Source organism: Ruegeria sp. L12, assembly GCF_056531745.1.
In genome coordinates this window covers 54,840-77,221 of record NZ_JBQFMH010000010.1, presented here as the reverse complement: position 1 = coordinate 77,221, position 22,382 = coordinate 54,840, and the positions used below count along the sequence as shown (strand labels likewise).

General features: G+C 61.3%; 23 protein-coding genes. 15 read left to right on the top strand and 8 right to left on the bottom strand.

The window, feature by feature from the left end; all coding sequences use genetic code 11:
- Nucleotides 1-105 precede the first annotated feature (105 nt).
- On the top strand, nucleotides 106-1,200 hold the full coding sequence (gene ribA, locus ACR0K9_RS16030; RefSeq protein ID WP_480824672.1) for a GTP cyclohydrolase II: 1,095 nt from the start codon (nucleotides 106-108) through the stop codon (nucleotides 1,198-1,200).
- Complete coding sequence (locus ACR0K9_RS16025) at nucleotides 1,197-1,697, top strand: L,D-transpeptidase family protein (RefSeq protein ID WP_480824670.1); 501 nt, start codon at nucleotides 1,197-1,199, stop codon at nucleotides 1,695-1,697. Before ribA ends, ACR0K9_RS16025 begins: the two co-directional genes overlap by 4 nt.
- Here ACR0K9_RS16025 and ACR0K9_RS16020 read toward each other — a convergent pair.
- A complete protein-coding gene (locus tag ACR0K9_RS16020) occupies nucleotides 1,681-2,340 on the bottom strand; it encodes a YggS family pyridoxal phosphate-dependent enzyme (protein ID WP_480824668.1) in 660 nt (219 codons plus the stop codon). The two genes, ACR0K9_RS16025 and ACR0K9_RS16020, sit on opposite strands and share 17 nt — an antisense overlap.
- 103 nt (nucleotides 2,341-2,443) lie before the next feature.
- Nucleotides 2,444-3,499 (bottom strand): porin, encoded by a 1,056-nt coding sequence (locus ACR0K9_RS16015; protein WP_480824666.1) that lies wholly within the window; start codon nucleotides 3,497-3,499, stop codon nucleotides 2,444-2,446.
- A gap of 280 nt (nucleotides 3,500-3,779) precedes the next feature.
- Here ACR0K9_RS16015 and ACR0K9_RS16010 point away from each other — a divergent pair, with 280 nt between their 5' ends.
- The 5 genes from ACR0K9_RS16010 (at nucleotide 3,780) to ACR0K9_RS15990 (ending at nucleotide 9,041) form a co-directional block, all read left to right on the top strand.
- On the top strand, nucleotides 3,780-4,262 hold the full coding sequence (locus tag ACR0K9_RS16010) for a DUF3576 domain-containing protein (RefSeq protein WP_480824664.1): 483 nt from the start codon (nucleotides 3,780-3,782) through the stop codon (nucleotides 4,260-4,262).
- A 72-nt stretch (nucleotides 4,263-4,334) separates the two neighbouring features.
- Entirely contained in the window at nucleotides 4,335-6,869 is a 2,535-nt protein-coding gene (leuS, locus tag ACR0K9_RS16005) for a leucine--tRNA ligase (protein ID WP_480824662.1), read from the top strand.
- Nucleotides 6,856-7,347, top strand: coding sequence for an LPS assembly lipoprotein LptE (gene lptE / locus ACR0K9_RS16000; RefSeq protein WP_480824660.1), 492 nt, complete (start codon nucleotides 6,856-6,858; stop codon nucleotides 7,345-7,347). The genes leuS and lptE overlap by 14 nt, the downstream gene beginning before the upstream one ends.
- The gene (holA, locus tag ACR0K9_RS15995; protein WP_480824658.1) at nucleotides 7,344-8,372 is read left to right on the top strand and encodes a DNA polymerase III subunit delta; all 1,029 of its coding nucleotides are present in this window, start codon (nucleotides 7,344-7,346) and stop codon (nucleotides 8,370-8,372) included. Before lptE ends, holA begins: the two co-directional genes overlap by 4 nt.
- Nucleotides 8,373-8,444: 72 nt before the next feature.
- Entirely contained in the window at nucleotides 8,445-9,041 is a 597-nt protein-coding gene (locus tag ACR0K9_RS15990; RefSeq protein WP_480824656.1) for a glutathione S-transferase family protein, read from the top strand.
- Here the strand turns inward: ACR0K9_RS15990 and ACR0K9_RS15985 are convergent.
- Nucleotides 9,038-10,228 carry a TIGR03862 family flavoprotein gene (locus tag ACR0K9_RS15985; RefSeq protein ID WP_480824654.1) on the bottom strand — a complete coding sequence of 397 codons (1,191 nt, stop codon included), beginning with the start codon at nucleotides 10,226-10,228 and terminating at the stop codon, nucleotides 9,038-9,040. The genes ACR0K9_RS15990 and ACR0K9_RS15985 overlap by 4 nt on opposite strands.
- A 45-nt stretch (nucleotides 10,229-10,273) precedes the next feature.
- On the opposite strand from ACR0K9_RS15985, the gene ACR0K9_RS15980 reads away from it, so the two are divergent.
- Nucleotides 10,274-10,570 (top strand): HNH endonuclease, encoded by a 297-nt coding sequence (locus ACR0K9_RS15980; RefSeq protein WP_480824652.1) that lies wholly within the window; start codon nucleotides 10,274-10,276, stop codon nucleotides 10,568-10,570.
- Here ACR0K9_RS15980 and ACR0K9_RS15975 read toward each other — a convergent pair whose 3' ends face one another.
- Genes ACR0K9_RS15975 through ACR0K9_RS15965 form a run of 3 tightly spaced genes read right to left on the bottom strand, consistent with a single transcriptional unit; the run spans nucleotide 10,571 to nucleotide 12,659 of the window.
- Nucleotides 10,571-11,308, bottom strand: coding sequence for a VOC family protein (locus ACR0K9_RS15975; protein ID WP_480824650.1), 738 nt, complete (start codon nucleotides 11,306-11,308; stop codon nucleotides 10,571-10,573). It abuts the gene before it with no gap.
- Nucleotides 11,305-11,913 carry an enoyl-CoA hydratase/isomerase family protein gene (locus ACR0K9_RS15970; protein WP_480824648.1) on the bottom strand — a complete coding sequence of 203 codons (609 nt, stop codon included), beginning with the start codon at nucleotides 11,911-11,913 and terminating at the stop codon, nucleotides 11,305-11,307. The genes ACR0K9_RS15975 and ACR0K9_RS15970 overlap by 4 nt, the downstream gene beginning before the upstream one ends.
- Nucleotides 11,910-12,659: an SDR family oxidoreductase gene (locus ACR0K9_RS15965; protein WP_480824646.1), complete on the bottom strand. Its 750-nt coding sequence runs from the start codon at nucleotides 12,657-12,659 to the stop codon at nucleotides 11,910-11,912. The genes ACR0K9_RS15970 and ACR0K9_RS15965 overlap by 4 nt, the downstream gene beginning before the upstream one ends.
- A gap of 133 nt (nucleotides 12,660-12,792) precedes the next feature.
- On the opposite strand from ACR0K9_RS15965, the gene ACR0K9_RS15960 reads away from it, so the two are divergent.
- The 5 genes from ACR0K9_RS15960 to lpxK all read left to right on the top strand — a co-directional run bounded on the left by ACR0K9_RS15960 (nucleotide 12,793) and on the right by lpxK (nucleotide 18,794).
- Nucleotides 12,793-14,316 (top strand): DUF2125 domain-containing protein, encoded by a 1,524-nt coding sequence (locus ACR0K9_RS15960; RefSeq protein WP_480824644.1) that lies wholly within the window; start codon nucleotides 12,793-12,795, stop codon nucleotides 14,314-14,316.
- 127 nt (nucleotides 14,317-14,443) lie between these two features.
- Nucleotides 14,444-15,790, top strand: a complete 1,347-nt coding sequence (locus ACR0K9_RS15955) for a TldD/PmbA family protein (RefSeq protein ID WP_480824642.1) — start codon at nucleotides 14,444-14,446, stop codon at nucleotides 15,788-15,790.
- Nucleotides 15,777-16,577 (top strand): inositol monophosphatase family protein, encoded by an 801-nt coding sequence (locus tag ACR0K9_RS15950; protein ID WP_480824640.1) that lies wholly within the window; start codon nucleotides 15,777-15,779, stop codon nucleotides 16,575-16,577. The genes ACR0K9_RS15955 and ACR0K9_RS15950 overlap by 14 nt, the downstream gene beginning before the upstream one ends.
- On the top strand, nucleotides 16,574-17,809 hold the full coding sequence (locus ACR0K9_RS15945) for a 3-deoxy-D-manno-octulosonic acid transferase (RefSeq protein WP_480824638.1): 1,236 nt from the start codon (nucleotides 16,574-16,576) through the stop codon (nucleotides 17,807-17,809). The genes ACR0K9_RS15950 and ACR0K9_RS15945 overlap by 4 nt, the downstream gene beginning before the upstream one ends.
- Nucleotides 17,796-18,794, top strand: a complete 999-nt coding sequence (gene lpxK / locus ACR0K9_RS15940) for a tetraacyldisaccharide 4'-kinase (RefSeq protein WP_480824636.1) — start codon at nucleotides 17,796-17,798, stop codon at nucleotides 18,792-18,794. The genes ACR0K9_RS15945 and lpxK overlap by 14 nt, the downstream gene beginning before the upstream one ends.
- Nucleotides 18,795-18,832: 38 nt before the next feature.
- Here lpxK and ACR0K9_RS15935 read toward each other — a convergent pair whose 3' ends face one another.
- A complete protein-coding gene (locus ACR0K9_RS15935; protein ID WP_480824634.1) occupies nucleotides 18,833-19,498 on the bottom strand; it encodes a DsbA family protein in 666 nt (221 codons plus the stop codon).
- Between the two features lie 13 nt (nucleotides 19,499-19,511).
- Nucleotides 19,512-20,018, bottom strand: coding sequence for a DUF721 domain-containing protein (locus ACR0K9_RS15930; protein WP_480534380.1), 507 nt, complete (start codon nucleotides 20,016-20,018; stop codon nucleotides 19,512-19,514).
- 81 nt (nucleotides 20,019-20,099) lie between these two features.
- On the opposite strand from ACR0K9_RS15930, the gene mutY reads away from it, so the two are divergent.
- Nucleotides 20,100-21,155, top strand: coding sequence for an A/G-specific adenine glycosylase (gene mutY / locus ACR0K9_RS15925; RefSeq protein WP_480824632.1), 1,056 nt, complete (start codon nucleotides 20,100-20,102; stop codon nucleotides 21,153-21,155).
- 58 nt (nucleotides 21,156-21,213) lie between these two features.
- The gene (locus ACR0K9_RS15920; RefSeq protein WP_480824630.1) at nucleotides 21,214-22,347 is read left to right on the top strand and encodes an alkane 1-monooxygenase; all 1,134 of its coding nucleotides are present in this window, start codon (nucleotides 21,214-21,216) and stop codon (nucleotides 22,345-22,347) included.
- Nucleotides 22,348-22,382 lie beyond the last annotated feature (35 nt).

Below are 22,382 nucleotides of genomic sequence, written 5' to 3'. Positions count from 1 at the left end.
TTTGCTGCAATCGCTTCACGCCCTCGTGTCTGAGGCGGAGGAAATGTTTCACATTCTCGGTTGATCAGGGTAGGACAAGAGCCTGATCGTTATAGGGTAACATGCATGAGTCTCTTTCCTGGCATCACTGAACTGCTGGCACGGGCACGGGCCGATCTGCGCATGGGCGTTCCCGTAGTCCTGACCGACGACGGCGGTTACAGTGTTCTGGCGCTGGCCACGGAAACGCTCAGCCCGCAACGGCTGGCGGATCTGCGAGGTTTAGGCGGCGAACCGGTCGTGGCGATAACTGTCAGGCGGGCCGAGACGTTGAAGGCCCGCGCCTATGACGGTGATCTGGCGCGGGTTCTGATTCCGGCGGATGTCGATCTGGGCTGGGTGCAGGCGGTGGCCGATCCCTCGGACGATCTGAACGCGCCCATGAAGGGCCCGCTGATGACCGAAAGACATGGCAATGCCAATCTGCACCGCATCGCGATTTCGCTGACGAAATCGGCCCATTTGTTGCCCGCCGCCGTTGTTGTGCCCGTCGAGGACGGTCGTGCATTTGCGGTGACCCACGGTCTGACCTGCATTGACCATACGAACGCGGCGCCTCATCTGGCCGATCGCAGTGCCCTGCATGCGGTTGTGGCGGCGCGCCTGCCGATGGAAGTCTCTGAGGCCGGTCGCCTGCACGTCTTCCGCCCCGAGGATGGCGGTGAAGAGCACTATGCTATCGAGATCGGCCGCCCCGACCGCGACAAGCCTGTTCTGGCCCGGCTGCATTCGGCCTGTTTCACCGGCGATCTGATGGGCAGTCTGAAATGCGATTGCGGCCCGCAATTGCGCGGTGCTCTGGCCCAGATGGGGGCTGAGGGCTCTGGCGTTCTGCTCTATCTCAATCAAGAGGGGCGCGGGATCGGGCTGGCCAACAAGATGCGCGCCTATTTCCTGCAGGATCAGGGTTTTGACACGGTTGAAGCCAACCACCGGCTGGGGTTCGAAGATGACGAGCGGGATTTCCGGTTGGGTTCGGACATCCTGAAATCGCTTGGCTTCAATTCTGTGCGTCTGCTGACCAACAACCCCGCCAAGATCGCAATGATGGAGCGGACGGGGATTGCAGTCACCGAACGCGTTCCGCTGAAGGTTGGTGAAACGGATCACAATCGCGGATATCTGGCCACCAAAGCGGCCAAGTCAGGCCACCTGTTGTGACACCCGATGATCTGGTCCTGACACCACGCGGCATCCGGTATGCGGGGCGTGTCTTTCCCTGCGCCATTGGCAAGGGCGGGCTACGCGCCGCCAAGCGCGAAGGCGATGGCGCGACACCTGTGGGCACTCACCATATTGTCGGCATGCTCTATCGCGCCGACCGTATCGCCCGCCCCGCCCCCTGGGCGCGGCCCATCGGGCCTGGTGATCTGTGGTCGGATGACGGGCGGGATGGATCGTATAACCACCTCGTCCGGGTGCCTTACGCCTTCAGTCATGAAAAGCTGCGCCGTGCCGATCCGCTGTATGATCTGGTCCTGATCACGGACTGGAACTGGCCCAATGCAATTCCCGGGCGCGGCTCTGCCATTTTCCTGCATCAATGGCGTCGCCCGCGCTATCCGACCGAAGGCTGCATCGCCTTTCGCCGCGATCACCTGAGATGGATTGCCCGCCGGATCACTCCCGGTACGCGCTTAATCATTCCTGAGGTTTGACCCGTTCGCCAAAGATGGCCGAGCCGACACGCACATGTGTCGCGCCCAAAGCGATGGCAGATTCGAAATCGCCGCTCATCCCCATGGACAACCCCTCCAGACCATTACGTTCCGCGATCTTCGCAAGCAGGGCAAAATGCAGCGCCGGTTCTTCTTCGACCGGCGGCAGGCACATCAAACCGCGTACCGGCAGGTCCAAGGCCCTGCACTCGGTCACAAACGCATCGGCATCGGCAGGCAGGATACCGGCCTTCTGCTCTTCTTCACCAGTATTGACCTGAATAAACAGATCCGGACAGGCGCCAATCTCTTGCGCAAGCCGGGCCAGCGTTTTTGCCAGTTTCGGGCGATCGACCGAGTGGATGACATCGCAAAGCTCCATCGCCTGCCGCGCCTTGTTGGTCTGCAACGGGCCGATCAAGTGGAGTTGAATATCCGAGAACCGTTCCCGAAACGCGGGCCACTTACCAGCCGCTTCCTGCACCCGATTCTCGCCAAAACAGCGGTGGCCCTGATTTAGAACCGCCTCGACTCGCTCGTCCGGCTGAACCTTGGAAACGGCGATCAGTTGAACCGATCCATTGGCACGCCCGGCGGCTGCTTCCGCTTTGGCAATTCGGTCGGAGATTTCTTGCAGCGACATGGGGCCTCTCACTTTCATGCTTGTCGCAGAAAAACACCATGTGGGAGCAAAAGAAAAGGGCAGGTCCGAAGACCTGCCCTTAAACCTTGCGGTTCAGATCAACTTAGAAGTTGAACTGTGCACCGAAGTCAGCAACGATGGTGTCGCTTGCGCAAACGTCGCAGTCGTTGCGGCCAATACCACCGCGCAGCGATGCACCGCCACCCAGGTCATAGATCGCACCGATTGCAACCTGCTGAAGGTCAGCATCCGCAGAACCGTCACCGTAGGCGAAGACCAGAGTGGTCGCGGCACCCAGGTTGTAGGCAACCGACAGACCGTATGCAGTGCCGTCAGTAGCGTCTACTTCGGTGTTGTCGTCAGCAACAAACAGAGTACCCGAGAAGTCACCCCATTCGCCACCCAGGGTCAGAACGGTCAGGCTTGGGTCGTCGCCGTCGCCGCCGTCAGTCTGACCATAGGCCAGCGCGGCAGTGATGTTGCCGAAGGAGTAGGTCGCGCTGATATCCCAACGGTCTGCATCGTCGATGGAAAGCTCGCCAAGAGTTTCGCCAGCGGCGGTGGTCACAGCAACGTCAAATGCGTCGCGCTGGTCGTAAGACGCGCCAAACGAGAAATCGCCAACTGCGTACTGGAAGAACACAGCGTTCGAGCCTGAACCGGTCGACGAGTAACCCAGGAAGTCATAGTCGACGCCCGAGTACTGACCAGCAAACAGTTCCAGACCAACTTCGTTACCGTAGTAGTTGGCCAGGTTGTCGAAGGCGCCTGCTACGTTGCCCGCGTCAACACGCAGACCACCGTAGATGACCGAGAAGCGTGCGCCGTTCAGGCCAGCCGAGTTGGCTTCGCCGGTTGCCGAATTTTCATCAGCTTGCAGACGAACACGGCCCGAGAACTCAACACCACCATCGGTTTCAACATTGGCGTCAATGTTCAGACGGAAGCGCGATACCAGGATGGTGTCCGAACCTTCTGCGGTAGCGGTGACGGTTGTCAGCGCGGTGCCGTCTTCGTTGATGACTTGAACGCTTGTCGAGAAGCTACGATCTTCAACGTAGCCAATACCAAAGCGGCCGTAACCGCTGAACTTAACTTCGGCCGCGGCAACCGATGCGGTTGCGATCAGAGCGGTCGATGCGAAGAGAACTTTTTTCATCTTGTTTCCCTCGGTTTCAAAGATTTTTCTACTCGACACATGCAAAGCACGCGTCTCAGCACGGACACCGTTTCGCTTTTTTTGCCCCCATTGCGCAAGCTTGGCATAAGCGCCCCACCGTCATTCGGACCAAATTGGTGCAAGGATGTCACAGTCGCAATTCCGCCTGATCGCACCCTCCGCTCACGCCCATATGTAAAGAATAGGCTTGTTGCTTCACGGGACCTTCTCTAGGAGTATCACCCGACAGTGCAATTTAGTGGTACGGGGTCTATTAACGATGCGCCTGCTGACGATTCTGGGGATGATCATAGTGACGGCCGCCGTGTCGGCCTGCGGAGGGCCGCCTCCTGGCGATGCATCCGGCTTGTCCGTCGATGGCGGCTCATCCGGAGAACGTGAACTGAATGACCCGAATCGCTCGACGATCTGGGATGTGTTCGGCCCCGACAACTCGGAACAGGTCACAAATGTGAACCGCTATCTCTGGTCTGCGTCTCTGGATGTTCTGAATTTCCTGCCGATCCAGGAGGTTGACCCGTTTACCGGTGTGATCGTGACCGGCTATGGCACACCGCCGGGCGGAGGGCGTCAGTATCGCGCCACAGTCCATATCAGCGATCCCGCACTTGCTGCGCGTTCGTTATCGGTCTCTCTGCAATCCAGCGGCGGCTCTCCGGTCAGCGCCGCGACCAGCCGTGCGGTGGAGGATGCGATCCTGTCCCGGGCGCGCCAGCTGCGCATTGCAGACAACAAGTTCTAGAATCCCGCTGAAAATCACTCTATGACCACGCCGGGTTCCTACCCGGCGTTTTCATTCATGAAGGACCGCACAATGTCGCGCTACTCGGCCACCGAAATCGAAGCAAAATGGCAAGAGGCCTGGGACAAGGCCGGTATCTTCACCGCCGACCACAAGGCGGACAAGCCGAAATACTATGTGCTCGAGATGTTCCCCTACCCGTCGGGCCGAATCCATATGGGGCATGTGCGCAATTACACGATGGGCGACGTGATCGCGCGGCACAAGCTGGCCACCGGGCACAACGTGCTGCACCCGATGGGCTGGGATGCCTTCGGTATGCCTGCGGAAAACGCCGCGATGGCCATCGGCGGCCATCCCAAAGACTGGACCTATGGCAACATCGCCGACATGCGCGGGCAGATGAAACCGCTGGGCCTGTCCATCGACTGGTCGCGCGAATTCGCCACCTGTGACCCGGAATATTACGGCCAGCAGCAGGCGCTGTTTCTGGATATGCTTGAGGCAGGGCTGGTTTACCGCAAGAACGCCGTGGTGAACTGGGATCCAGTCGACATGACCGTTCTGGCCAATGAACAGGTGGAAAACGGGCGTGGCTGGCGCTCGGGCGCTTTGGTCGAACGTCGCGAGCTGACCCAATGGTTCTTCAAAATCTCGGATTATTCCGAGGAACTGCTCGACGCGCTGGACACGCTGGAGAACTGGCCCGCCAAGGTGCGCCTGATGCAGGAGAACTGGATCGGCAAGTCACGCGGCCTGCAATTCGGATTCGAACGCACCGATGGTGGTGAGCCGATCACCGTCTATACAACCCGCCCCGACACGCTGCTGGGCGCGTCCTTCGTCGGCATCTCGCCGGACCATCCGATTGCCAAGCAGCTTGAGGCCGAAAGCCCGGAAGTGGCTGAATTCGTTGCGGAATGCCGCAAGGGCGGCACCACCGAAGAGGCCATCGAGACCGCCGAAAAGCTGGGCTATGACACCGGCATCCGCGTGCGTCACCCGCTGGACCCGAATTGGGAACTGCCGGTCTGGATCGCCAATTTTATTCTGATGGATTACGGCACCGGTGCGATCTTTGCCTGCCCGGCGCATGACCAGCGTGACCTGGATTTCTGCCGCAAATACGGCCTGCCGGTGGTCGATACATTCTTTGCGCTGGATGATGACTCGCCGGTCGACAAGATCGCCTTCGTGCCGCCGAAGACCGAGAAGGTCCGCTGGGTGAACCATTTCGCGGGCCTGACCGAGGCCACCGGCGACGAAGCCATCAACGCCACCGTTGACTTTGCCGAGAAGGCCGGTTGGGGCGAAGGCGTCACCAAATACCGCCTGCGGGACTGGGGCCTGAGCCGTCAGCGCTATTGGGGTTGCCCGATTCCTGTCGTCCATTGCGATAGCTGCGGCGTGGTGCCCGAGAAGAAAGAAAACCTCCCGGTCCGCCTGCCCGATGACGTGACCTTCGACAAACCGGGCAACCCGCTGGACCGTCACTCGACCTGGCGCGATTGCGAATGCGCGTCCTGCGGAGCACCTGCCAAACGGGAAACCGACACGATGGACACGTTCGTCGATTCGTCGTGGTATTTCGCCCGTTTCACCGCCCCGCGCGCGGAAACGCCCACCGATCTGGCCGAGGCCGAATACTGGATGAATGTCGACCAGTATATCGGCGGCATCGAACACGCGATTCTGCACCTGCTGTATTCGCGCTTCTTCGCGCGGGCGATGCAGATCACCGGGCACCTGCCAAAAAAAGCCATCGAACCCTTCGATGCGCTGTTCACCCAAGGCATGGTGACGCATGAGATTTACCAGACCCGCGACGCCAATGGCCGTCCGGTCTATCACCTGCCCGAGGATGTGATCGACGGCAAACTGGCCGACGGTACCGAGGTCGAGATCATCCCCTCGGCCAAGATGTCGAAGTCCAAGAAAAACGTGGTCGATCCGGTCAGCATCATCTCGGCCTTCGGTGCAGACACCGCGCGCTGGTTCGTGCTGTCCGATTCGCCGCCCGAGCGCGACGTGGAATGGACCGCGTCGGGTGCCGAGGCCGCATTCAAACACCTCAGCCGTGTACACCGCATCGCATCCGAGATCGCAGACTCGGACGTTCCGGCCAATGCCGAGGATGAAACCCTGCTGCGCGAGATGCACAAGGCCATCCATGATGTGTCTGGCGGGGTCGAATCCTTCGGCTTCAACGCTTCGATCGCCAAGCTTTATGCCTTCACCAACACGCTGGCCAAATCCAAGGCGGGCACCGACGCAAAGCGTCAGGCCGCCAAGACACTGGCGCAGCTGATGTCGCCGATGACCCCGCACCTGTCCGAAGAGTTGTGGCAGATGCTGGGCGGCGAAGGTCTGGTGGCCACCGCTGCATGGCCGGTCGCGGATGAGGCGATGCTGGTCGATGACACCGTCACCCTGCCGATCCAGATCAACGGCAAGCGGCGCGCGGAAATCAGCGTTCCCAAGGATATGGCCAAGGACGAGGTTGAAAAAATCGCGCTCAGCACCGAAGCTGTGCAAAAGGCGCTGGATGGCAATGCGCCGAAGAAAGTGATCGTAGTTCCCGGACGGATTGTGAATGTCGTCGTTTGACCGCAGAACCCTGCTTTTTATGCCGCTGGCGCTGGCCGCCTGCGGCTTTGAACCGGTCTATGCGCCGGGCGGCGCAGGCACCGCGCTGGACGGAAAAGTGGCTGTTTCGGCCCCCAACACGGTCGACAGCTTCCTGTTGGTACAGAGCCTTGAACGCAAACTGGGGCGCAGCGCCGCGTCAAGCAAGGATTTTGCACTGAATGTTGAGGTCTCGACCATCACCCGCCGCGCGGCGATCACCACATCCAACGAAACCGACCGTTATACGATTGATGGACGCGCGACCTACGCGTTGAAGTCCAACAGCTCCGGAAAAATTCTGGCCTCTGGTACAGTTGTGGATTTCGTCGGATATTCTGCTGCCGGATCGACCGTATCGACACTTGCGGATGAACGCGACGCGAAAGAACGGCTGATGGTAATTCTGTCGGACCAGATCGTTACACGCCTTTATGCCACGCGTGGCCTGACCACATGAAGCTGAGCCCGCGCGAGGCAGAGGGCTATTTCGCCAAGCCGGACGCGGACAAGGCCGGACTTTTGATCTACGGGGCCGACGCGATGCGCGTTGCGCTGAAACGGCAGCAGGTCCTTGCGGCCCTCTTGGGCCACGGCGCGGAAGAAGAAATGCGCCTGACCCGCATTCCCGGAACCGACCTGCGCGGCGATCCGGCCTTGTTACTCGATGCGGTCAAAGTTGTCGGCTTTTTCCCCGGCCCCCGCGCAGTATTCGTCGAGGAAGCCACCGAGACAGCCGCCCCCGCTATTCTCGCCGCGCTCGAGGACTGGGCCGCAGGGGATGCCCAGATCATCGTCACGGCGGGCCAGCTCAAGCCCAGCTCGAAAATTCGCAAGGCGTTCGAAGCGCACCCGGCCACCTACGCGGTGGGAATCTACGACGATCCGCCGTCCCGGGCCGAGGTTGAACGCATCCTCTCGCAAGCCGGGCTGAAAAACATTCCGCGCGATTCGATGTCGGCGCTGAGCGAGCTGGCATTGGCACTCAGCCCCGGTGATTTCACGCAAACCGTTGAGAAACTGTCGCTTTACAAGCGGGGCGATGCGTCAGAGCTGAGCATCGAGGATATCGAGGCCTGCGCCCCACGCTCGACCGAAGCAGCGCTGGACGATGTGCTGAACGTGGTCGCCGAAGGCCGCACCGGCGAGATCGGGCCGCTGATCCGGCGGCTGCAGGCGCAGGGCACCAACGGGGTGACATTGTGTATCGGAGCAACCCGGCATTTCCGGACCCTCTACGCCTGCGCGGCGGACCCGGGCGGTGCGGCACAAGGCATCGGCAAGCTGCGTCCACCGGTCTATGGCAAACGGCGTGATCGCATTCTGCGACAGGCGCAAGGCTGGGGAGCCGCCAAGCTGCAGACGGCGTTGACGGTGCTGACGGATACCGATCTGTCCCTGCGCTCGGCCGGACAGACTGCACCCGCGATGGCGCTGGTGGAACGTGCGATGATCCGCCTGGCAATGCTGGCACGGTCACGTTGATCAAGGGTTTTGCTTGACCCCTGTCCGGCTGCTGGCCCACTTTCGGCGTATCTAAACCAACAGGATATGAGCATGTACAAGCTTTACGGCCCCGTCATGACCCGCACATCACGGGTGATCTGGATGTTGGAAGAAATGGGCGAGGCCTATGAGCTTGAGCCGGTCGCCCCACGCTCGCCAGCGATTTGGGAGCTGAACCCCTCCGGCAAGGTTCCGGTGCTGGTCGATGGGGACCGCGCCATCAACGACAGCTCGGCCATCATGACCTATCTGGCGGACAAGCATGCGGTTCTGACCTATCCTGCCGGCACCATCGAGCGGGCTGAGCAGGACGCGCTGTTCTACACAATTCTGGACGAGATTGATGCGGTTCTGTGGGTTGCGGCACGGCACACATTCATCCTGCCCGAGGAGAAACGGGTTCCGGCAATTCGTGAGTCGCTCAAGTGGGAATTCGACCGTAACTTTCAGCGGCTTGAAAAGCGCTTCAAAGGGCCGTTCCTGATGGGGGACAAGATGACCATCGCCGATATTTTGCTGATTCATTGCATGAGCTGGGCAAAAAACGCCAGTTTCCCGCTGAACTCCGCAGTTCTGAGCGCCTATGGCAAGGAGATGCGCCAACGTCCCGCCTATCTGAAAATGGCCGGGATGGCGGTGAAATCTTAACTTTTCGGGTGCGCCTTGAGGTATTCTGCGGCAGCGCGGCCTGCCCAACGACCTGTGGCCAGACAGGCTGTCAGCAGATAACCCCCGGTTGGCGCTTCCCAGTCCAGCATTTCCCCGGCGCAGAACACTCCGGGTAAGGCTTTCAGCATCAAGCCGTCATCCAGGGCATTGCGTGCCACGCCTCCGGCGGTTGAAATTGCCTCATCCATCGGTCTCAGACCGGAATGCCGGACAGGCAAGTGTTTCAACGTTGCAATCCAGTCCGGCTGCGTCAACGCATGGTCCTTGGCCATCTCATGAAACAGCGCGATCTTTTGTGGCGGCAAGCGTAAGCTGTTTCGAAGCCAGTGCGACAAGGTCGCCTTGGGTTTCTTGGCTGCCAGCCGCGATCGCAATGCTTCGACAGTAACGTCGGGCACCAGATCGACGAACAGCGGTGCGCCTTCACGCAGCGCGGGCGTCAGGGAATAAAGCCCGCCACCTTCAAGCCCCCTGGCCGAAATGGTAGCCTCGCCCCGGCTTGTCAGGTCACCGGCCAGCCAACGCACCGATTTCAAAGCAGCCCCGAAATGCGGCTGCATATAAGGGCTCCACTTTACCGACAGCGCCGAATTCGACGGGGCGAAGGGTGTCAGTTCAACACCCTTATCCGATACGACCGAAGCCCATTCTCCGTCAGAGCCCAGCCGCGCCCAGCTGGCCCCGCCCAGCGCCAATATCGTCACATCGGGGGTCAGGCATTGGGTCCCTTCCGGTGTATCGAATTCCAGTGCCCCCTCGTGCCAGCCGAGCCAGCGCCAGCGGGTCCGCACCTGTACACCGGCCTCATCCAACCGCGCCAACCAGGCGCGCAGCAATGGCGAAGCTTTCATCACCTTCGGAAACACGCGCCCGGTCGAGCCTGTAAACATCTCTTGCGCCAGATCCTGCGCCCAGCGGGATACGGCCTGCGCGTCAAAGGCGCGGATCATCGGCCGTAACCACGCCTCAGCTTCGCCATAGGCTTCGATCAAGGTATCGAACGGCTCATCCTTGGTCAGGTTCAGACCCGACTTCCCCGCCATCAGGAACTTGCGCGCAACCGACGGCTTTGCCTCGGCGACCAGCACCTGATGCCCGGCGCTCGCCAATTGCTCAGCCGCCATCAGCCCAGCAGGGCCTGCACCGATCACAACTGCTTGCGCCATCGCGCCCCTCTTGCCCTGCCCGCGCATCGGCGCGAGATTACCGTCATGGCGAACACCGATCCGATCTGCCCGCTCTGCGACCGCCCGATCCCCGACGGGGTTGGCAGCCTGCACCATCTGATCCCAAAACTCAAAGGAGGCAAGGGCGGGCCGACCGTTCTGCTGCATCAGATCTGCCATAAAGAGGTTCATGCGACCCTGACCGAGGCCGAACTGGCACGCAGTTTCAACTCGGTCGAGGCGCTGCGCACGCATCCGAGGCTTGAGAAGTTCCTGAACTGGGTCCGCAAACGCCCGCCCGGGTTTCGATCTAAGGTGCCGGGCAAGCGGCGGGGGCGCTGATCAGGCGGGCAGGATCGGATCGCCGAACGCGTCTTGCTGACGGGCCTCCAGCCCTTCGATTTCGAGCCCGCGATAGTCGGGCACCGGCGCGAATTGCGCCCCTGCAATATGCTGAAATTCCAACGTCGTATAAGGGCGTTTCCAAAGCCACTCGCGATTTTCTACGGCCCAGATATCTGGATTGGGCGGGGTCTCATCAGTGAACGCATAGAAATGCAGATCAAACCCGTAAGGTGCCACATCCTGCATCGACAGCAGGCGCATCCCCAACTTGCGACAAACGACATCTTCGGCAGCGATATCGCCCGTCCGCAGGGTGATCTGGCCGATGCAGGCGTTGTCAAAGGGGGCGTCCGCCTCTGCGGCGCCATCGGGCCGGTTGCCCTCGAAGTCATGCTGCAGAAGTTCAATCCCGAACCCTTCGGGATCGCTCAGGTGGCACATATAGCCGATATCAATGAACTGACGCGCCGCGCTGACGGGAATGCCCTTCTGGCGCAGGAAATCGGCGGCCAGATCGACATCGGGCAACGTGATGCCAATCTTCCAGTATCGCTGCCCCTGATCATGGGCGTAGCCGCCCCCGCCCGGCATCAACAGCAGATCGGCCCCCGGCCCCCGATAGCTGAGACGACGGTTCGGCCCCTCGATCTGAACACTCATGCCAAGTGCATCGCTGTAAAACGAGGCGAGGCGGTCCGGGTCGGCAACCCGCAGGCGCAGGGCGGCAATCCTCATGGACACAACCCGGCAATCCCGGCGGCAATCGCGGGATCGGCGGCCAGAGAGTCGGCAACAAGTTCACGCGCCGTTGGCATCAACAAATCCGGCTCGACCACACGGTCGACCAGCCCGAACGCATAGGCCTCATCCGCCGTGATCTTCTGTCCCGACATCAGGATCAACTTGGTGCGCGCCGGGCCAATCAGCGCGGCCATGCGTTTCGGATCGGAAGGTTGCGGCAGAAAGCCCAGCTTCATCACCGGATAGAAAAACTTGGCCGACGGCACCGCGATGCGCAGATCACAGGCCAGCACCATCCCGTTGGCCCCACCGGCCAGCGTACCATTCAGCGCGGCCACGGTCAGACAGGGCAGTGCGGCGATGGCCCCCGACAGCTTCTCCCACAGATCAGAGGTGGCAAGCCCGGCACGGGCCTCCTCCAGATCGGCCCCGGCGCTGAACACACGCCCCGCGCCGGTCAGGATCAGGGCGCGCGCTTCGGTGGCGGCCTCGGCGATCCGAACCAGTTCGGTCAGCATCGCTGCTGTCAGGGCGTTGGCCTTGGATGGGTTGTTCAGCGTGACGGTCCACAGACCATCTTCTTTCGTCAGATCAATCACGTAAGTCCGATCCTTTTGCGGATATCTTCATTGCGCAGGGAAATCTCGGCGCCCAGATAGTCATCTGCGTCCGCCGAACACATCCACAGCAGCGCCCGCGCAGGCCAGTCGGCCGGGATATGATCGTCCCAATCCAATTGGCTGACCGGATTGATGCCGCTGGCCTTGATCAACCGCTGCATGTCGGTGGCCACGGTGCCCGGCGACAGGCCCATGGCGCGAATGCCATGATGGGCCTCTTCCAGATGCAGACATTCGGTCAGCATTTTCGCACCCGCCTTCGACGCACAGTAATGGCTCCACGCCTCAACCGGGTTCGAGGCGGCACCGGATGACACCGTTAGCACCGTGCCCCCACCCGCGGCGCGCATGATCGGCAGAGCCGCCCGCATGCCGTAGAACACGCCCTTGAGGTTGATATCAATCGCCGCGCTCCAGGCCGAAACATCAGCGTTGGACATGTGAAAGATCGGATCAATCACTCCGGCATTTCCCACCAGAACATCCAGCGAGCCGAACCGGTCGACGCAATCGGCCACCACCTGTTCAAACTGTGCAAAGTCGCTGACGTCGCAGGCCAGCGCGATCACATTTTCGCCAAGAGCTGCGGCCAGTGCCTCGATCTGATCGCGGCTGCGCGCAACCAGCACGACATTGGCCCCGGCTGCGGCAAAAACGCGCCCGGCCTCGGCACCGATGCCCCGGCTTGCCCCCGTTATCAGTACGGTTTTCCCTTGCATTTGCATCGTTTAAATCCCTGCTTTTGAAATTGAGTAAAGTCGTACAGTGGAAATGGGGAATTGGTCCACCCCTTGCCCCTTGACGCTGACCGCGACAGGCACGACGATGCGCGCAAAATTGATAAAGAAGGGTTCTCTTATGACTGTTTTCCTTCGCCAGTGCTGCGGCGCGGCGCTGGCTTATGCCGTTGCAACTCAGGGCGCGTTTGCAGAAGTGACCGCCGATGATGTCTGGGCCGATTGGCAGGCCTATCTGGGCGGCATGGGCTATGAGGTGACAGGCGACCAGAGCACATCTGGCAACGTCACCACCATCGCAAACATGACCATGGCCGTCGTGCTGCCAGACACCGAAGACCAGTTCAACGTTGTCATCCCGGAAATGACCCTGACCGAAAACGGCGACGGCACAGTCAATATCGGGTTCCCCGACAGCTTCCCGGTATCGATCTCAGGCGAATCCGAGGGCGAGGCGTTTTCGGCCGACCTGCTGTACACTCAGGACGCCCTGAACATGGTGGTCTCGGGCACGCCCGAAGAAATGACCTATGACTATTCAGCAAACAGCCTGGCGCTGGCGCTGGATTCGATGAAGTTCGGCGACGAAACCGTCTCCAAGGATGTGCTGGACCTGAATATCGCAATGAATCGGATCGCAGGTTCGTCATTGATGAAAATCGGCGAACTGCGCGACATAGCCCAGAATTTCACCGCAAGCAGCCTGTCCTATGACGTGGCCTTTGACGAACCTGACAGTGACGACACCGGCCGGATCAGCGGCAAGCTGGACGATCTGGCGTTCGAGGGCGATACCACCATCCCTACGGAATTTGATGCGTCCAATGTGCAGGATTTTTATGGTGCCGGGTTTGCGGCCTCGGGCACGTTCACCTATGGCTCGGGCAGCACCGAGATGGCAGGAACCGCCGAGGGTGAGGCATTCTCGCTGAGCAGTAGTTCCGAAGGCGGTCAGTTCGCCGGCAGCATCGATGCGCAGCGCCTTGTGTATGATCTTGCGCAAAACAGCACCAAACTGGCGGTCACAACGGCTGATCTGCCCTTCCCCATCGAGATTGCGATGGCCAATGCCGGGCTGAAATTTGAACTGCCGATCGAAGCCTCGGAAGAGATCAAACCCTTCGGATTTGGACTGAATCTGACGGATTTCACCATGTCCGACGTGTTGTGGGGCCTGTTTGATCCGGCAGGCGCACTGCCCCGCGACCCGGCGACGATTGCGCTGGATGCGACCGGAACCGCCAAAGTGCTTGTCGATTTCTTGGACCCAGAGGCGGTAGAAGCGCTCGAAACCTCGGACGCAGCACCGGGTGAGCTGCACTCGTTGAAGATCAACCAATTGCTGGTTTCTCTGGTCGGTGCGGAACTGACCGGTGACGGCGATTTCGCGTTCGACAACTCCAACACAGAGGCGTTTGACGGCATGCCTGCACCATCGGGTGTGGCCAATCTGAAACTCGTAGGTGCCAATGCCTTGCTGGATACGCTGATCAACATGGGTTTTGTGTCCGAAAACGACGCGCTGGGCGCTCGGATGATGATGGGCCTGATGGCGGTTCCGGGCGAAGAGCCCGATACGCTGAATTCGACCATCGAGTTCACCGAAGAGGGCCAGATTCTGGCCAATGGTCAACGGATCAAGTAATCCCGATTCCGGGTCAGGCCGCCTGTGCGGCCTTTCCCGTCTCAGGCAGTCCCCACAATTGGGCCGCAGCCCTTGCGGGACGTACGCTCCGAGGCTAGGTCCAAGACATCAAGACCCCGGAGGCCTCATGAACAGAACACCTCAAGACATCAGCCAGGACTTGCTGGATGCGGCGCGCAAGGCGGGGGCCGAGGCAGCGGATGCGATTGTTATCGATGGCTCTTCCGTATCGGTCGAGGTGCGCGGCGGCGCGTTGGAACATGCGGAACGGTCCGAGGCCACCGATCTGGGTCTGCGTGTCTTTCTGGGGAAACGGCAGGCCATCGTCTCAAGCTCGGACAGCCGCCCCGAAACACTGACTGCGATGGCGGAGCGCGCCGTTGCCATGGCCCGCGAAGCGCCCGAGGACCCGTTTACCGGCCTTGCCGACCCCGATCAACTGATAGGCGATTGGGATGTGGACGCGCTGGAATTGTTCGACCCGACGCCGGAGCCCGGTGCCGATGCCTTGATGCAGGATGCGCTGACCGCCGAGGCCACAGCGCTTGAGGTTGACGGGGTTACGCAGGTCTCGGATGCGGCGGCAGCCTATGACACCTATCGCGTTCACCTTGCTGCAACCAACGGGTTTTCCGGTGGCTATGCGCGCAGCAGCCGGTCCACATCCTGCGTCGCGATCTCGGGCGAAGGCACCGGGATGGAGCGCGACTATGACGGCGACAGCCGAAGCTTTCAGGCCGACCTGCGCAGCCCGTCCGAAATCGGCCGCTCGGCCGGTGAACGGGCGGTTGCGCTGGTGGGCGCGCGCAAGCCGCAAACCGGCAACTTTCCGGTTGTGTTTGACGAACGCATCTCATCCTCGCTGATCGGGCATCTGCTGGCCGCCAGCAATGGTGCCGCAATTGCACGCGGGGCTTCATGGCTGAAAGAATGCCTCGGGCAGCAGGTGCTGCCCGCGCATCTGTCATTGATCGAAGACCCCCACCGCCCGCGCATCTCAGGCTCGCGCCCGTTTGATGCCGAAGGTCTGGCAACAAAACGCCGGGCCATCGTCAAGGATGGCGTACTGAGCGGCTGGACGCTGGACCTGTCCAGCGCGCGCAAGCTGGGGATGCAGTCGACCGGGAACGCCGCGCGTGGCGTGTCAGGTCCTCCGTCGCCCAGCAACTGGAACCTCAGCCTGACGCAGGGCGAGAGCAGCCGGGCCGATCTGCTGCGCGATATGGGAACGGGTTTGCTGGTGACCTCGATGATCGGGTCGACCATCAACCCCAATACCGGTGACTATTCACGCGGGGCTTCGGGGTTCTGGGTGGAAAACGGTGAAATCACGCATCCGGTCAATGAATGCACCATCGCGGGCAACCTGCGGGACATGCTGATGCGGATCGTCCCGGCCAATGATGCGCGGCCATACCTGTCGCGTGTGGTGCCGTCATTGCTGATCGAAGGAATGACACTTGCCGGCAACTGACCTGTCACTTCTGATCGATGCCGCGCTTGAGGCCGGAAAGATCGCCACCCGCTATACCGGGCCGCAGGCGCAGCGCTGGGACAAGCCCAATGGCGCGGGGCCGGTGACCGAGGCCGATCTGGCCGTCAACGCCATGCTGGAGCGCGACCTGCAAGCCGCCCGCCCGGGCTATGGCTGGCTGAGCGAAGAAACCGAAGACTCGGCGGACCGCCTGACTTGCGAGCGCACGTTCATCATCGACCCGATCGACGGCACCCGCAGCTTTGCCGAAGGCTCGCGCACCTGGGCGCATTCGCTGGCCGTGGCCGAACGAGGAGAGGTTATGGCAGCGGTGATCTATCTGCCGATGCGCGATCTGCTTTATGCGGCGGCGCGCGGGCAAGGGGCGACATTGAATGGCGCCCCGATCCGGGTTTCGGGGCAGATACACTTGACCGAAGCCGAGATTCTGGCGGCCAAACCCAATCTTGATGCTCGGCACTGGCTGTCGGGTACGGCCCCCGCGTTCCAGCGCGTCTATCGCCCCTCACTGGCATACCGGATGGCGCTGGTCGCGCAGGGGCGGTTCGACGGGATGCTGACTTTGCGCCCGAGTTGGGAATGGGATATCGCCGCCGGGGACCTGATCCTGCGCGAAGCGGGGGGGCTGTGTTCGGACCGCATGGCCCAGCCTCTGCGCTTTAACAATGCCCATCCGCGCCTCAATGGCGTTGTTGCTGCTGGAACCGCCTTGCATTCCGAACTTCATGCCAGGCTTGACCCGAACGGCACCGGAATTTCCGCATGAGCAAATCGGGATCACTGAGCCTTGCGGCTTATCGGGTGCTGTCCTGGGGTGTTCCTCATAGCGGGGATTTCAACGACACCCCGCGCCCCGAAGGTGAGTTGCTGTGGGTCCATGTCAGCACACCCGACCGGTTGCAGGCCATTGACGATCTGTGCCGCCGCCTGCTGCCTGCACGGCCCGGCTTGTCCATTCTGATGACCGCGCCGCCCGATGCCGAACTGTCCGAATGGGGCAAATGCAGCTTTCCGATTGTCTCTCTGCCTGCAGAACAGACCGGTGCGGCGCGTGCCTTTCTGGATTATTGGCAACCGGACATGGCTCTGTGGTTCGGCGGGGGGCTGATGCCCAACTTCATCACCCGCGCGCAGGAGCGGTCCACGCCACTGGTCCTTATCGAAGCAACCGTGGACGTGAAAGCCGCGCGTGGTGGACGCTGGCTGCCGGATATCACCCGTTACACCTTTGATTGTTTCACCTCGATCATCACACCGACGGAGGAAACGGCCCGCCAAATCCGGCGTCTTGGCATAAACTCGTCCAAGATTTCCGTCGCGCCGCCGCTGCATATCAGCCCGAATCCCCATCCATGGCCCGAGGATGAGCTGATCAAAACCAATCACGCGCTGGCTGGGCGCCCCGTCTGGCTGGCCGCTTGGGTGCAGGACAAAGAGTTCATCTCGGTCCTCAGCGCCCACCGTCAGGCGTTGCGGATGTTGCCACGTCTGGCACTGGTGCTGCATGTGGCCGATATGTCCGAGGCCGCACCCCTGTACAAACGGCTGGAGGCGATGGATCTGCGCTGCGCCAACTGGGATGAAGGCCACCCGATCGAAGATACCACTCAGGTCATCCTTTCTTCTGACGCCGAGGATCTGGGCCTGTGGCATCGCGTCTCTTCGGTCACGTTCATGGGCAGTTCGCTGGAACGCGGTACCGGTGGATACGATCCGCTGATCGCAGTTGCCCTGGGGTCGGCGGTGGTCCACGGACCTCATGTCGGCAAGTACCGGAATATCTATGACCAACTGGGACAGGTACGGGCCGCGATGAGCGTCAAATCTGCGACCGAGCTGGGGGATGGTGTTGTGGAATTGCTGGCACCGGACCGTACCGCTGACATGGCGTTGGCGGGATGGAAAATGGTGACCGAAGGTGCACCGCAGGCCGATCATCTGATCGATCTGGTTCAGGACACACTGGATCGTCGGAGGGCTGAAGATGCGCGCGCCTGAGTTCTGGAACACCGCCCCCGACCAGCTTGCTCTGTGCGCCCGATTGCTGGCTCCGCTTGGTCGCCTTTATGCGGCGGCTACCGCGCGCCGTGTGGCGGAAGGGCCCGGGTTTAAACCTGGCGTACCAGTCATCTGCGTCGGCAATCTGAACGCTGGCGGCACTGGCAAGACGCCAACGGTGATCTGGATGCTGGAACGCCTGCGCGACAAATGGCACCAGCCGCATGTGGTCACGCGCGGCCACGGCGGATCACTGGAGGGACCGGTCAAGGTTGAACCGCGCAAACATACAGCCGCGCAGGTCGGGGATGAACCCCTGCTGCTGGCAGCCTTCGCCGATGTCTGGGTCGCCAAGGATCGCGCTGCCGGAGCGCAGGCCGCCGCAGAAGACGGCGCGACGGCCATCGTGCTGGATGACGGGTTTCAGAACCCCGCAGTCGCCAAGGATTTCTCGGTCATCGTTGTTGACGCCGAGCGGGGCTTTGGCAACGGGCTGTGTCTGCCCGCTGGCCCTCTACGAGAGCCCGTCGCCACCGGCCTGAAACGCGCCGATCTGGTGTTGTCGCTGGGCGCCGACGATGCGCAAGCCTCGTTCGCCAAGCGCTGGGGTCCGGCGCTGACCGTTCCCCATGCGAAAGGCGAAGTGCGCCCGTTGCAGACCGGAATGGACTGGGCAGAAACCCCGGTACTGGCCTTCGCGGGCATCGGCCATCCCGAAAAGTTCTTTACCACCTTACGCCAGCAGGGCGCCCGTCTGCTGCGATCCGAGGCGCTGGATGACCACCAGCCGCTGACCTCGGCCCTGATGGCACGGCTTGAGAGTGAATCCCGAGCGCTGGGTGCCCAATTGGTCACCACCGAAAAAGACGCCGTGCGTCTTCCTGCCTCGTTCCGGAACAAGGTGCTGACGCTGCCGGTTCGTTTGCAAATCGATCAGGATGACAAGATCAAAGAGACGCTGGCGCAGGTCGCCCCATCCCCCTGAAACGCAGGCCAGCCCGTGGTGGGCTGGCCTGTTGAGAATTAGCTGCCGAGTTCGTCTTCGATCAGCTTTTTGAAGTCTTCGTAGGACTGGTTGTCGACCTTCTTGCCATTCACCACGAATGACGGCGTTGCCTGAATACCGTCCCGCTCGGCGTTTTCCTGATACCAGGCGACCAGCGTCTGGGCACGAGCGCCATCCTGCAGGCAGGCCTCAAGCTGATCATTGTCGATACCGGCCAGGCGACCGATCTTGCGCAGCTCGTCCACGATCTCGGCCGGGCCGCCGGCGCTGGTCCATTCCGATTGAGTCTCATAGATCAGGTCGGTGATGCCAAAGAACTTCTCGGGACCCGCGCAGCGCGCCACCATCGAAGCCCACAGACCATAACGGTCAAAGTAGACCTCGCGATAAGTGAACTTCACCTTGCCGGTATCGATGAAATCCTTCTTCAGTTGCTTATAGGCACCCTGATGGAAATTCGCACAATGCGGGCAGGTGTACGAGGCATATTCGATGATCTCGACCGGCGCGTCCTCAGCCCCTTGCACCATCTCGACAATGGTCGAGGTGTCCAGATCGGCCTCTTGCGCCTCTGCTGCGCTGACCAGCGGATAGGCGGGGGTCGAAGAATTTGACAGCGACAGCCAGTAGCCGCCTGCGGCCACGGCGACGGCCGCACAGATTACGGTTGCGATACGGCTCATGCTCAGCCCTTTCTTAGTGTTTCTGTCTGGATAAAACGTTGCGTGCGAGACGTTCAAGGGCCGCACGCAAATCTTCATCATTTACATCACGTGACACTTTGTCCGCCTCAGCGACAATCTCAGGTGAAATCGCGGGTTTGGCTGCTTTCGGCTTGTGGTCGAAGCTGGCCTGCCCCTCGGCAAATCCGGTCGGAGCGGTCTGGGTGATGCGCACACGGCTGATCGCGTTGAATCCGTAAACCGCGTTCACCTTGTCGCGCAGTTGCTCGCGCTGCATGTCCAGCATCGCGGCCTGAGGTCCGGTGGTCAGAACCGTCAACGTGGCCCCGAACCCACCTTTGGCGTAGCCCACCTTCACCGGCTGGGCGATCGCGGCAATGTCCTGTCCGACGATCTCGGCCCAATGGGTCAACAGACGCGACACGGCGAAACCCCGGCTTTCCCCGGCGCGCCTGATCTGATCGTTCAGCAAAGTCGCGGTGCGTTTGAATCCGCGGGTCGTGGACCGTTTGCGCTGCATCTGGTTTCCAACTCCTGTGCCGCTATTGTAATGGGCAGGAAACCGGGTACCAGCAAAACCCGACAGGGAGATGAATAAAACTTGCGCGATTCCGCTGAATTTACCGTGAGCGCTGCGTTGTTGGACTGGTATGACCGCCACGCCCGCGAAATGCCATGGCGCGTTGGCCCTGCGCAGCGCGCGGACGGTGTGCAGCCCGACCCCTATCGCATCTGGCTGTCCGAGGTGATGCTGCAGCAAACCACCGTCGCGGCCGTGCGCGATTATTTCACACGTTTCACCGCACGCTGGCCAAACGTACAGGCGCTGGCCGCCGCGCCAGATGATCAGGTGATGGCGGAATGGGCCGGGCTGGGCTACTACGCCCGCGCCCGCAACCTGCTGAAATGCGCCCGTGTAGTGACGCAGGATTTCGGGGGAGATTTCCCCGACAGCCATGACGCCCTGCTGAAACTGCCGGGCATCGGTCCTTATACCGCCGCCGCAATCTCGGCCATCGCCTTCGACCGGCCGGAAACGGTGCTGGATGGCAATGTCGAACGGGTGATGGCGCGGCTTTTCGACATTCACGATCCGCTGCCGGGGTCCAAACCTTTGCTGAAGGACAAGGCGACTGCACTGACCCCTGCGTTCCGGCCCGGCGATTACGCGCAGGCGGTGATGGACCTTGGGGCCACCATCTGCACGCCCAAATCGCCTGCCTGCGGTATCTGCCCGCTGCGCGAGCCGTGCCGGGCCCGGATCGCCGGAACGCAGGCCGAACTTCCCCGCAAAACGCCGAAACAGCCCAAACCCACGCGTCACGGCCACATCTACATTGCCCAAGACGCTGATGGAGCGCTGCTGCTGGAACGCCGCCCCGACAAAGGCCTGCTGGGCGGCATGCTCGGCTGGCCCGGCTCGGACTGGTCGGACACCCCGCCCGAGGCCCCTCCGTTCCCCGCCAATTGGCAACTTCTGCCGGGCGAGGTGCGCCATACCTTCACACATTTTCACCTGATCGTGCGCGTCTGGACCGCTGATCTGCCCCACGGAACGCCAACCGGCGATCTGATCCTGATCGGCAAGCACGCTTTCCGCCCCAGCGACCTGCCAACGGTGATGCGCAAGGCCCATGCACTGTGGCGCGGCCAATAGCGCGTTGTGAATCATGCGCGAACATGGCTAGGTGACGACAACAAACCCGAGCACCGATATGATCGAACAAGACACCCTGTCCCGCTGGCAATCCGCCCTGCCTTTCTGGATATCGATCCTGTTGATCCCGCTAATCTGGGCCGCAACGCTGGCGGGTGGCTGGTGGTTCCTACTGGTCCCCCTGTCGACCTGGTGGGCCTTCGCCGTGTTGGACCGGCTGACCGGACTTAACCTTGAAAATGCCGACCCAGACACACCCGATACAGGTTTGCGCTGGTACATTCTGCTGACCAGAATTTGGGCTCCGATACAATTCCTGACACTGTTTGGCCTGGTCTGGTATGTCACCCGCTCGGACCTGTCGACGCTGGAAAAGATCGGCATTTTCTTCGGTATGGGAGTGATTTCGGGCACGATCGGGATCAACTACAGCCACGAGCTGATGCACCAGACAGGCCGCCTTGAACGTTGGCTGGGCGATATCCTTCTGGCCATGGTGCTCTATTCCCATTTCCGGTCCGAGCATCTTCTGGTGCATCACCGTTTTGTCGGCACCCCGCGCGACCCGGTAACCGCGCGCTACAATGAAGGGTTCCACCGATTCTACCCCCGCGTGCTGCGCCAAAGCCTGATCTCGGCCTTCCGGGCCGAACGCGAAAAACTCGCCCGCAAGGGCCGCCGGTGGAATGATTCCGCCAACCCCTTCTGGCGCTACTGGGCACTTCAGGGCGCAATGCTGTTGCTGGCTTTCCTGATTGGCGGTTGGTCCGGCTTGGCCCTCTTCCTGCTACAGGCGGGAACAGCGATCTGGCAGCTCGAACTGGCCAACTATGTCGAGCACTACGGTCTGACGCGCAAATATCTGGGCGACGGAAAATACGAGCATGTCCGGCCCCGCCATTCCTGGAATGCCTCGCAGATGGCGTCGAACTGGTTGCTGATCAACCTGCAACGGCACTCGGATCACCACTACAAACCAAACCGCCGGTTTCCACTGCTGCAGCACCATTCGCAGGACGCGGCACCGCAATTGCCCTACGGCTATCCCGTGATGACCGTTGCCGCGATGGTACCGCCCCTTTGGCGACGGATCATGAACCCGCGCGTCAGGGCATGGCGGCGGCAATACTACCCCGAGATCACCAACTGGCAGCCCTATAACAAGGCGCAAAACCCCAAGCCCGGGGCATGACCGCAGCGCGCATCAGCGCGCTGCCCGGCCCAACC